We start from the raw sequence: 10,559 nt of genomic DNA on the forward strand, positions 1-10,559 counted from the left end.
GGCGGGGATCCTCCGGCCGGGCCGCGGGGCGGCGGGCGCGGCGGTGGGCCGCCCGGCGGGGGCGGAGGCGGCCCGCAGGTCCGCGACCGCCTTTGAGCCCGCGACGGGCTCCGGGCCCGCCGCGACCCTCGGGCCACCCACGCCCTCCGGTCCCGCGACCGCCTTCCGCTCCGGTCCGACGGGACCGGACGCGGCGGAGCCAGGCGCGGCGAGACCGGACGCGGCGGAGCGGGGCACAGCGGAACCGGGCGCAGCGGAGTCGGACACAGCGGAGCCTGGCCCGGCGGGACCTGGCACAGCAGAGCCGGACGCGGCGGAGCCGGACGCAGCGGATCCCGACGCAGCGGGACCGGACGCAGCGGAGCCGGACGCAGCGGAGCCGGACGCAGCGGGACCGGACGCCGCAAAGCCGGACGCCTCAGGGTCGGGCGCCGCTGGCCCGGCCGGGGCCGGGGACGTGGCGCGGGCCGCGGAGAGGGCCTCCACCAGTTCGCCGAGCTCCACGTGCACCACCGCCACCGGCTTGCCGGGGACCTCCGCCGCCGCCTCCCGCAGGGCCTCCGCGAGGTCGTCGGCCAGCGCGCGCTCGCTCACCCAGGGGATGGCGGTGACGACGACGGCGTCGCAGTCCTCGGAGGCGAGGGCCGCGGACAGGGCGGCCCGGAAGTCCGCCGGGGAGGCGGCCGTGGTCAGGTCCAGCGGCGGCAGCGGGCGCAGCCCCTCGGTCAGGCAGGCGTCGTACGTGAGCACGCCGAGGGACTCGGAGTTGCCGAGGATCGCCACCCGGGGGCCGGCCGGGAGCGGCTGCCCGGCCAGCAGCAGGCCGACGTCGACCAGCTCGGTGACGGTGTCGACGCGGATGACGCCCGCCTGCCGGAGCAGTTCGGAGACGGTGGCGTCGGACAGCCGGGTCCCGGGGACGACGTGCCCGGCCGGGGTGTGCCGGCCGCCGCGGGCGACGACGACCGGCTTGACGGCGGCCGTGCGGCGGGCGAGCCGGGTGAACTTGCGCGGGTTGCCGAGGGTCTCCAGGTACAGCAGGGCCACGTCGGTGGCTTCGTCGTCGTACCAGTACTGGAGGATGTCGTTGCCGGAGACGTCCGCCCGGTTCCCGGCGGAGACGAAGGACGAGAGGCCCTCGCCGCGCCGCAGCAGCCCGGACAGCAGGGCGATGCCGATCGCGCCGGACTGGGTGAACAGGCCGATCCGGCCCCGGGCGGTGGCCGGGGCGGGGGCCAGCGAGGCGTTGAGTTCCACGTCCGAGGCGGTGTTGATCACCCCGAAGGCGTTGGGGCCGATGAGCCGCATCCCGTAGGAGCGGACCTGGCGGACCAGTTCGCGCTGGCGCGCGAGTCCCGCCGGGCCGCTCTCCCCGTATCCGGCCGACAGCACCACCAGCCCCTGCACGCCGTGCTCCCCGCAGGCGGCGACCGCGTCCGGGACCCGCTCGGCGGGGACGGCGATCACGGCGAGGTCGACCGGGGCGCCGATGTCGGCGACGGTGCGGTAGGCCCGTACGCCGTCCAGCAGGTCCCCCTCCATGCCGGGGGCGCGGGCCTCGTTGACGGCGTAGAGGTGTCCGTGGAAGCCGCCGTCGCGCAGGTTGCGCAGCGTGGCGGAGCCCACGCCGGAGCCGGAGCGGCTGACGCCGATCACCGCGACGGAGCCGGGGGCCAGCAGGCGCTGGACGGAGCGGGCCTCGGCGCGCTGTTCGCGGGCGCGCTGCACGGCGAGGGACTCGGCGGTGGGTTCGAGGTCGAGGGTGAGGTGGACGGAGCCGTCCTCGAAGCTGCGCTTCTGCTGGTAGCCGACGTCCGTGAACACCTTGATCATCTTGGTGTTGGCGGGCAGCACCTCGGCGGCGAACCGGCGGATGCCCCGCTCCCGGGCGACCGCGCCGATGTGTTCGAGGAGGGCGGAGGCCACCCCGCGTCCCTGGTGGGCGTCCTGGACGAGGAAGGCGACCTCGGCCTCGTCGGCCGGGGCCGAGGCGGGCCGGCCGTCGGGGCCGATGCGGTCGAAGCGGACGGTGCCGATGAACTCCCCGCCGATGGTCGCGGCGAGGCCGACCCGGTCGACGTAGTCGTGGTGCGTGAAGCGGTGCACGTCGCGGTCGGAGAGGCGGGGGTAAGGGGCGAAGAACCGGTAGTACTTCGACTCGTCCGAGACCTGCTCGTAGAAGCTGACCAGCCGGCCCGCGTCCTCGGTGGTGATGGGGCGGATCCGGGCCGTGCCGCCGTCGCGCAGCACGACGTCCGCTTCCCAGTGGGCCGGGTACGAGGGGTCCGACGCGGTGGTCATGGGGCCACCCTAAGGGGCGTCGCGCCCTGGTGACGGGTGCGTCCGACGGGCCGGACGGGATGCGCGCGCCGGATCCGGCACGCCGGGGCAAACCAGTGCAAGCTGGGGAGGGTCGAACGGCGGTGGATCCGGGCCGAAGGTCGGTCCGAGCAGTCCGGGTGTCGTGAGAGACTGGTCTAGACAACCGTAAGAACCTGAAGGGCATCACCATGGCAGAGCGCCGCGTCAACGTCGGCTGGGCCGAGGGCCTGCACGCTCGTCCCGCCTCGATCTTCGTCCGCGCGACGACCGCTTCCGGCGTCCCGGTGACCATCGCGAAGGCGGGCGGCGACCCCGTCAACGCCGCCTCCATGCTGGCGGTCCTGGGCCTGGGCGCCCAGGGCGGCGAGGAGATCGTTCTGGCTTCCGAGGCCGACGGCGCGGACATCGCGCTGGACCGTCTCGCGAAGCTGGTCGCCGAGGGCCTCGAGGAGCTCCCGGAGACCGTCTGACCCTTCGGGTCCGGTATCGACGGTATCGACGGAGAAGCCGCAGTCCCCCACCCCGGGACTGCGGCTTCTTCGTTTTTCCATGAATTCCCGGCAGCGCGAGAAATTCAGGAATTCGGCGCAGCGAAAACAAGCACGGCCGCCACATACCAGGCCCCGCGTACCCTTTTGTATACGGGGTGTTTGTTAATGCGGACCGCTCGCCGTGTTTACGGCAGGTTGCGAAGTCCTCACCCGCGGCCGGTGCGCCCCGGCCGCCCGCTGCGCGTGCAGCGTCGTCAGCGCAGCGGCCCGCTCCGCGTCCCCGCGGGCCACCGCGTCCACGATCGCCCCGTGCTCCGCCCAGGAGTCCACCGGCCGGGCGGGGGCCTGCACCACGTACATCCAGGCGATCTTGCGCCGGGTCTGGGTCAGCAGGGCGATCAGCCCGGGGCTCCCGGAGGCCTGGGCGAGGGTCTCGTGGAACCAGGTCCCCAGGGCCCGCAGGTCCTCCCCCTGCCCCTTGCGGGCGCGTTCCTGGCCCAGCCTGACCAGCCCGCGCAGCACCTTCAGGTGGCCCTCGGTACGCCGCCGGGCGGCCCGGGAGGCGGCCAGCGGTTCCAGCAGCATCCGCAGCTCCAGGAGGTCGGCGGCCTCCTGCTCGGTCGGCTCGGCCACGCAGGCCCCGGCGTGCCGCCGCGTGGTGACGAAGCCCTCGGACTCCAGGGTGCGCAGTGCCTCGCGGACGGGGACGCGCGAGACGCCGTAGCGGCGGGCGAGCACCTCCTCGGTGAGCCGGCCGCCCGGACCGAAGAAACCGGAGACGATATCGTCGCGGATCGCTGTGCATACCGCGTGCGCCGGAATACGCAAGGCCGGACCTCCGCTGGATTCGCTGCCGGCGCCTTCGCCGGATTCGTGACCGTGCTGCAACCCTATTGCAGCACACGATAATTTCCGATGTCGGCCCGATATCCGAAACATTTCGCTGCGGCCGGGAAGGCGCGGGGGAAGAGGCGGGGCAGGACGGAGAAGGCCCCGGCTCGGAGAGCCGGGGCCTTCTCGGTGAAGTGCGGTGCGGATCAGACGTTGACACCGTGCTGGCGCAGGTACGCCAGCGGGTTGATGTCCGAGCCGTACTGGGCGCCGGTGCGGGCCTCGAAGTGCAGGTGCGGGCCGCTGGAGTTGCCCGTGGAGCCCGACAGGCCGATCTGCTCGCCCGGGGTGACCGTCTCGCCGACGGAGACGCTCAGCGAGTCCATGTGGCCGTACTGGGTGTAGGTGCCGTCGTTGTGCTTGATGACGACGTTGTTGCCGTACGCGCCGCCCCAGCCGGCCTCGACGACCGTGCCCGCGCCCACCGCGTGGACCGTGGTGCCGGAGTCGGCGTGGAAGTCGATGCCCGTGTGGCTGCCGGAGGACCACATGCCGCCGCCCGCGCCGTACTGGGTGCTGACGTACGAGCCCGTGATGGGGGCGACGAAGGTGTTGAGGCGCTTGCGCTCCTCCTCGCGGGCGGCGCGCTCGGCGGCCTCGCGCTCGGACTTCGCCTTCGCCTCGGCGGTGCGCTTGGCCTCTGCGGCCCGCTGCTTCGCGTCGGCCTCGGCCTGCGCCCGGACGGCGACGGCCTCGGCGGCGAGCTGCTGGGAGTCGGCCTGCACCTCGAGGTCGTCCTGGAGGCTGTCGGCCACGACGATCGCGTTCTGGCCGGTGTCCTCGACGGAGGGGGCGCTGTTGTCCGCGGCGAACGCGGGGGCCGCCACGGCGGCGACCACGCCCGTGGTGGCGAGGGCGGCTATGCCGGCGTAACCGGCGGTCTTGCGGCTCAGACGGCTGGAACCGCGGTGCTTACCGGCGACAGAACTGCCAAACGCCATGAAGGGGGTAATCCTTTCCTTCCCTCTCGCCTACCGGGTTAGCTGACGGGTTCGGAGCAGGAAGGTCTCCTACGGATCTCCTCTGACGAGGCGGTCCGATTCACCCCAGGGACTGATGTGGGTCCCCGGCTCCCCAGGCTCGCGCCTGACGGGGACTCGGCGATCGCTGTCCGGTGCCGCGGGTGCGGCGGGCACAACTGACGGACAGCACGGCCGACGCTAGGCGGATCATCAGTCAATCGCCAAACACGCGAGCCCTTTTGTTGCGTACGCCACACCCCATACGCGCAACCACACCACTAAACAGACAAAAGGGGCTCCGGCGGATGATCCGCCGAAGCCCCTCCCAAACGCACCGTCAGTTCGTGACGACGGTGACCTCTCCGATACCGAGGGCCCGCACGGGCTCCTCGATCTGCGACGCGTCGCCCACCAGGACCGTGACCAGCCGGTCCACCGGGAAGGCGCTCACGACCGCCGAAGTGGCCTCCGCCGTACCGGTTTCGGCCAGCCGCGCGTACAACTGCGCCTGGTAGTCGTCCGGGAGCTCCTGCTCCACCTGGTCCGCGAGGGTGCCCGCGACGGCCGCGGCCGTCTCGAACTTCAGCGGGGCGACGCCCACCAGGTTCTGCACCGCCACGTCGCGTTCGGCGTCGGTCAGGCCCTGCGCGGCGAGCGTGCGCAGCACCTGCCAGAGGTCCTCCAGCGCGGGACCGGTGTTCGGGGTGTCCACCGAGCCGCTGATGGCCAGCATCGAGGCGCCCTTGCCGTCGGCGGTCGAGCGCAGCACCTGGCCGAACGCCCGCACCCCGTAGGTGTAGCCCTTCTCCTCGCGCAGCACCTTGTCCAGGCGGGAGGTGAGGGTGCCGCCGAGGCAGTACGTGCCGAGCACCTGCGGCGCCCAGACGATGTCGTGCCGGTCGGGACCGATCCGGCCGATCAGCAACTGCGTCTGGACCGCGCCGGGCCGGTCCACGATGACCACCCGGCCGGTGTCGTCGGCCGTCACCGGCGGGACCGGGAGCGGCTCGGCGAAGTTGCCCGTCCAGGTGCCCAGGGTGTCCGCCAGTACGGCGTCCAGGTCGATGCCGGTCAGGTCGCCGACGACCACCGCGGTGGCGGTGGCGGGGCGCACGTGGGCCTCGTAGAAGGCGCGTACGGCCCCGGAGTCGATCCGGGCGACCGTCTCCTCGGTGCCCTGGCGCGGGCGGGACATGCGCAGGGTGGCCGGGAAGAGCTCCTTGGAGAGCTGCTTGGCGGCGCGCCGCTGCGGGTTGGCCAGCTCGTGCGGGATCTCGTCGAGCCGGTTGCGCACCAGCCGGTCGACCTCGCTGTCGGCGAAGGCGGGCGCGCGCAGCGCCTCGGAGAGCAGGCCGAGGGCCTTGTGCAGGCGGGAGGCCGGGACCTCCAGGGAGACCCGCAGACCGGGGTGGTCGGCGTGCGCGTCGAGCGTGGCGCCGCAGCGCTCCAGCTCGGCGGCGAACTCCTCGGCGGAGTGCTTGTCGGTGCCCTCCGACAGCGCGCGGGCCATGATGGTGGCCACGCCGTCGAGGCCCTCGGGCTCGGCGTCCAGCGGGGCCGCGAGGTTGACCTCGACCGCGATGACCTGCTGGCCGGGGCGGTGGCAGCGCAGCAGGGTCAGGCCGTTGGGGAGGGTGCCGCGCTCGGGGGCCGGGAAGGCCCACGGCTGGGGCTCGCCGGCCTGCGGGCGCGGGTGGAAGGTCATCGTGACGGCTGCGGTGTCGCTCACTGCTCCGCCCCCTCGTTCTCGTTCGCGTCGGTCTCGTCGTTCTCGGACACCGGCAGCGGCTCGTAGACGAGCACCGCGCGGTTGTCGGGGCGCAGCCGGGCCGCGGCGACGGCCTGCACCTCCTCGGCGGTGACGTCCAGGACGCGCTTGACGGCGGTCAGCGCCAGCTGCGGGTCACCGAACAGCACGGCGAAGCGGCACAGTTCGTCGGCCCGGCCGGAGACGGTGCTCAGCCGGTCCAGCCACTCCCGCTCCAGCTGCGCCTGGGCGCGCTCCATCTCCTCGGCCGTGGGGCCCTCGGCGGCGAACCGCGCGAGCTCCTCGTCGACGGCCGCCTCGATGGCGGGCACCTCGACACCGCTGGAGGTCTTGACGTCCAGCCAGCCCAGCGAGGGCGCGCCGGCCAGGCGCAGCAGGCCGAAGCCGGCCGCCACGGCGGTCTGGTCGCGGCGGACCAGGCGGTTGTGCAGGCGGGAGGACTCGCCGCCGCCCAGCACGGTCAGGGCCACGTCGGCGGCGTCGCACTCGCGGGTGCCGTCGTGCGGCAGCCGGTAGGCGGCCATCAGCGCGCGGGCCGGGACCTCTTCGACGATCTCCTCGCGGAGCTGGCCGCCCATGATCTCGGGGAGCGCGCCGTCGCGCGGCGGCTGCTTGCCGTCGTGCGCCGGGATGGTGCCGAAGTACTTCTCGACCCAGGCGAGCGTCTTGTCGGGGTCGATGTCGCCCACGACCGACAGGACGGCGTTGTTGGGCGCGTAGTACGTACGGAAGAAGTGGCGCGCGTCCTCCAGGGACGCGGCGTCCAGGTCGGCCATGGAGCCGATCGGGGTGTGGTGGTACGGGTGGCCCTCGGGGTAGGCGAGGGCGGTCAGCTTCTCGAACGCGGTGCCGTACGGCACGTTGTCGTAGCGCTGGCGGCGCTCGTTCTTCACGACGTCGCGCTGGTTCTCCATGGACTCCTCGTCCAGGGCGGCCAGCAGCGAGCCCATGCGGTCCGCCTCCAGCCACAGGGCGAGCTCCAGCTGGTGGGCCGGCATCGTCTCGAAGTAGTTGGTGCGCTCGAAGCTGGTGGTGCCGTTCAGGGAACCGCCGGCCCCCTGGACCAGCTCGAAGTGCCCGTTGCCCGGTACGCTCGCCGAACCCTGGAACATCAGGTGCTCGAAGAGGTGAGCCAGACCGGTCCGGCCCTTGACTTCGTGGCGCGAGCCGACGTCGTACCAGAGGCAGACGGCGGCGACCGGGGTGAGGTGGTCCTCGGACAGCACCACGCGCAGGCCGTTGGCCAGCCGGTGCTCGGTCGCTGTCAGGCCGCCGGAGCCGGCCTGAGCTGTGGCCGTGTGACCCATGGGCATGTGGTCCCTTCGATCGCGATGCAGAGATTTCTGTCAGACCTGCCACTGTATGCAAGCGCGTCGGCCACCGGAGAAGTTCCCGGGTCCCGCCCCTTGGACTCCGTCCGGGGGGTCACCCGGGGTCGGAGTCGGCGTTGTCGGTGCGCCGGGCCACAATGGTCCGCGTCGACACCGGCCGGACGGCCCCGTCCGGCACCCCGTACACCCCGATTCTTGGTTAAGGAGCCGCGCAGCGATGGCCCGCCGCAGCACGAAGACCCCGCCGCCGCCGGAGGATTTCGAGGAGAAGATCCTCGACATCGACGTCGTCGACGAAATGCAGGGCTCCTTCCTCGAGTACGCGTACTCGGTGATCTACTCCCGCGCCCTGCCCGACGCCCGGGACGGCATGAAGCCGGTGCACCGGCGCATCGTCTACCAGATGAACGAGATGGGCCTGCGCCCCGACCGCGGGTACGTGAAGTGCGCCCGCGTCGTCGGCGAGGTCATGGGCAAGCTGCACCCGCACGGTGACGCGTCGATCTACGACGCCCTCGTGCGCATGGCCCAGCCCTTCTCGATGCGGCTGCCGCTGGTCGACGGCCACGGCAACTTCGGCTCGCTCGGCAACGACGATCCGCCGGCCGCGATGCGTTACACCGAGTGCAAGATGGCCGACGCCACGTCACTGATGACGGAGTCGATCGACGAGGACACCGTCGACTTCACCGCCAACTACGACGGCCAGGAGCGCGAGCCCGTCGCCCTGCCGGCGGCGTACCCGAACCTCCTGGTCAACGGCGCCTCCGGGATCGCCGTCGGCATGGCCACCAACATGGCCCCGCACAACCTCGGCGAGGTCATCGCGGCCGCCCGCCACCTGATCCGCTACCCGGAGGCCGACCTGGAGGCGCTGATGCGCTTCGTGCCGGGCCCCGACCTGCCCACGGGCGGACGGATCGTCGGGCTCTCCGGGATCAAGGACGCCTACGAGAACGGTCGAGGCACCTTCAAGATCCGCGCCACGGTGGCCGTGGAGGACGTGACCCCGCGCCGCAAGGGCCTGGTCGTCACCGAACTGCCCTTCACGGTCGGCCCCGAGAAGGTCATCGCCAAGATCAAGGACCTGGTCGGCTCGAAGAAGCTCCAGGGCATCGCCGACGTCAAGGACCTCACCGACCGCTCGCACGGCCTGCGCCTGGTCATCGAGATCAAGAACGGCTTCCACCCGGAGGCCGTGCTGGAGCAGCTGTACAAGCTGACGCCGATGGAGGAGTCCTTCGGCATCAACAACGTCGCGCTGGTCGACGGGCAGCCGCTGACGCTGGGCCTCAAGGAGCTGCTGGAGGTCTACCTCGACCACCGCTTCGAGGTCGTGCGGCGGCGCAGCGAGTTCCGGCGCACCAAGCGGCGCGACCGGCTGCACCTGGTCGAGGGCCTGCTCGTGGCCCTGGTCGACATCGACGAGGTCATCCGGATCATCCGGGACAGCGACAACTCCGCCCAGGCCAAGGAGCGCCTGATGGAGCGCTTCTCGCTGAGCGAGATCCAGACCCAGTACATCCTGGACACCCCGCTGCGCCGCCTCACCCGTTTCGACCGGATCGAGCTGGAGTCCGAGCGCGACCGGCTGACGGGCGAGATCGACGAGCTGACCGGGATCCTCGACTCGGACAGCGAGCTGCGCAAGCTGGTCTCCGGCGAACTGGCCGCGGTCGCGAAGAAGTTCGGCACCGAGCGGCGGACGGTGCTCCTGGAGTCGGCGGGCACGGCGGTCGCCGCGGTCCCGCTGGAGGTCGCGGACGACCCGTGCCGCGTGCTCCTGTCCTCCACCGGCCTGCTGGCCCGTACGGCCAACGGCGATCCGCTGCCCGAGGAGGCGGACGGGGCCCGCGCGAAGCACGACCTGATCGTCTCGCAGGTGGCCGCGACCGCCCGGGCCGACGTGGGCGTGGTGACCTCCTACGGGCGCCTGCTGCGGCTGTCGGTGATCGACCTGCCGCAGCTCCCGGACACCCACGCCGCGCCGAACCTGGCGGGCGGCGCCCCCGTCGCGGAGTTCCTCTCCGGACTGGAGGCGGACGAGACGGTGATCTGCCTGACCTCCCTCGACGAGTCCTCGCAGGGCCTGGCCCTGGGCACCGAGCAGGGCGTGGTCAAGCGGGTCGTGCCGGACTACCCGGCCAACAAGGACGAGCTGGAGGTCATCACCCTCAAGGAGGGCGACCGGATCGTCGGCGCGGTCGAACTGCGCACCGGCGAGGAGGACCTGGTCTTCATCACCGACGACGCCCAGCTACTGCGCTACCCGGCGGGCCAGGTGCGCCCCCAAGGCCGCCCGGCGGGCGGTATGGCGGGCATCAAGCTCGCCGAGAACGCCAAGGTGATCCACTTCTCGGCCGTGGACCCGGCGCGGGACGCGGTGGTCTTCAGCGTGGCCGGCTCGCACGGCACCCTGGACGACTCGGTGCGCTCCGGCAAGCTGACCCCCTTCGACCAGTACCCGCGCAAGGGTCGTGCCACGGGCGGCGTGCGCTGCCAGCGGTTCCTGAAGGGCGAGGACGTGCTGGTGCTGGCCTGGGCGGGGAACGCCCCGGTCCGCGCGGCGTCGGCGAACGGCACCCCGGCCGCGCTGCCGGCCCCGGACCCGCGCCGCGACGGCTCGGGCACCACGCTGCCGGCCACCGTCGAGGCGCTGGCGGGAGCCGCGCTGTAGGGCGCGTGGAACACGGTGGGGGGCGGGCGGTCCGGGCGGTTGCCGGGCCGCCCGCCCCTCGTCCCGACTAGTGTTTTCCCCGTACACGCGGGTGGGGGGAGAACAGAGCTGATGAGC

At 72.6% G+C, this 10,559-nt stretch carries 7 protein-coding genes and 1 riboswitch; of the genes, 2 read left to right on the forward strand and 5 right to left on the reverse strand.

Features of this window, described 5'->3' with window-relative positions; translation table 11 throughout:
* A partial coding sequence (locus ACFV0Q_RS31350; RefSeq protein ID WP_385009869.1) for a GNAT family N-acetyltransferase occupies positions 1-2,301 on the reverse strand: 2,301 nt, incomplete at its 3' end.
* Between the two features lie 209 nt (positions 2,302-2,510).
* On the opposite strand from ACFV0Q_RS31350, the gene ACFV0Q_RS31355 reads away from it, so the two are divergent.
* Complete coding sequence (locus tag ACFV0Q_RS31355; RefSeq protein WP_385009871.1) at positions 2,511-2,792, forward strand: HPr family phosphocarrier protein; 282 nt, start codon at positions 2,511-2,513, stop codon at positions 2,790-2,792.
* A 183-nt stretch (positions 2,793-2,975) separates the two neighbouring features.
* Here the strand turns inward: ACFV0Q_RS31355 and ACFV0Q_RS31360 are convergent, their stop codons facing one another.
* From ACFV0Q_RS31360 to ACFV0Q_RS31375, 4 genes are all read right to left on the reverse strand, one after another.
* Positions 2,976-3,641, reverse strand: a complete 666-nt coding sequence (locus ACFV0Q_RS31360) for a GntR family transcriptional regulator (RefSeq protein WP_385009873.1) — start codon at positions 3,639-3,641, stop codon at positions 2,976-2,978.
* 209 nt (positions 3,642-3,850) lie between these two features.
* Positions 3,851-4,645: a M23 family metallopeptidase gene (locus ACFV0Q_RS31365; RefSeq protein WP_385009875.1), complete on the reverse strand. Its 795-nt coding sequence runs from the start codon at positions 4,643-4,645 to the stop codon at positions 3,851-3,853.
* Between the two features lie 12 nt (positions 4,646-4,657).
* A riboswitch (cyclic di-AMP (ydaO/yuaA leader) is annotated at positions 4,658-4,817 on the reverse strand.
* A gap of 186 nt (positions 4,818-5,003) precedes the next feature.
* Complete coding sequence (locus ACFV0Q_RS31370; RefSeq protein WP_385009879.1) at positions 5,004-6,371, reverse strand: M16 family metallopeptidase; 1,368 nt, start codon at positions 6,369-6,371, stop codon at positions 5,004-5,006.
* Between the two features lie 20 nt (positions 6,372-6,391).
* Positions 6,392-7,741: a M16 family metallopeptidase gene (locus ACFV0Q_RS31375; RefSeq protein ID WP_385009877.1), complete on the reverse strand. Its 1,350-nt coding sequence runs from the start codon at positions 7,739-7,741 to the stop codon at positions 6,392-6,394.
* Between the two features lie 241 nt (positions 7,742-7,982).
* Between ACFV0Q_RS31375 and ACFV0Q_RS31380 the strand changes: the two genes are divergently transcribed.
* Positions 7,983-10,442, forward strand: a complete 2,460-nt coding sequence (locus ACFV0Q_RS31380; protein ID WP_385009878.1) for a DNA topoisomerase (ATP-hydrolyzing) subunit A — start codon at positions 7,983-7,985, stop codon at positions 10,440-10,442.
* Positions 10,443-10,559: the final 117 nt, after the last annotated feature.

Source organism: Streptomyces sp. NPDC059564 (assembly GCF_042735575.1).
GTDB lineage: Bacteria > Actinomycetota > Actinomycetes > Streptomycetales > Streptomycetaceae > Streptomyces.

What these genes read in the sequence shown, in the direction of transcription:
- ACFV0Q_RS31355 (WP_385009871.1), top strand. Translation starts at nt 2,511, where the DNA reads ATGGCAGAGCGCCGCGTCAACGTCGGCTGGGCCGAGGGCCTGCACGCT.
- ACFV0Q_RS31365 (WP_385009875.1), bottom strand. Translation starts at nt 4,645, where the DNA reads ATGGCGTTTGGCAGTTCTGTCGCCGGTAAGCACCGCGGTTCCAGCCGT.
- ACFV0Q_RS31370 (WP_385009879.1), bottom strand. Translation starts at nt 6,371, where the DNA reads ATGACCTTCCACCCGCGCCCGCAGGCCGGCGAGCCCCAGCCGTGGGCC.
- ACFV0Q_RS31375 (WP_385009877.1), bottom strand. Translation starts at nt 7,741, where the DNA reads ATGGGTCACACGGCCACAGCTCAGGCCGGCTCCGGCGGCCTGACAGCG.
- ACFV0Q_RS31380 (WP_385009878.1), top strand. Translation starts at nt 7,983, where the DNA reads ATGGCCCGCCGCAGCACGAAGACCCCGCCGCCGCCGGAGGATTTCGAG.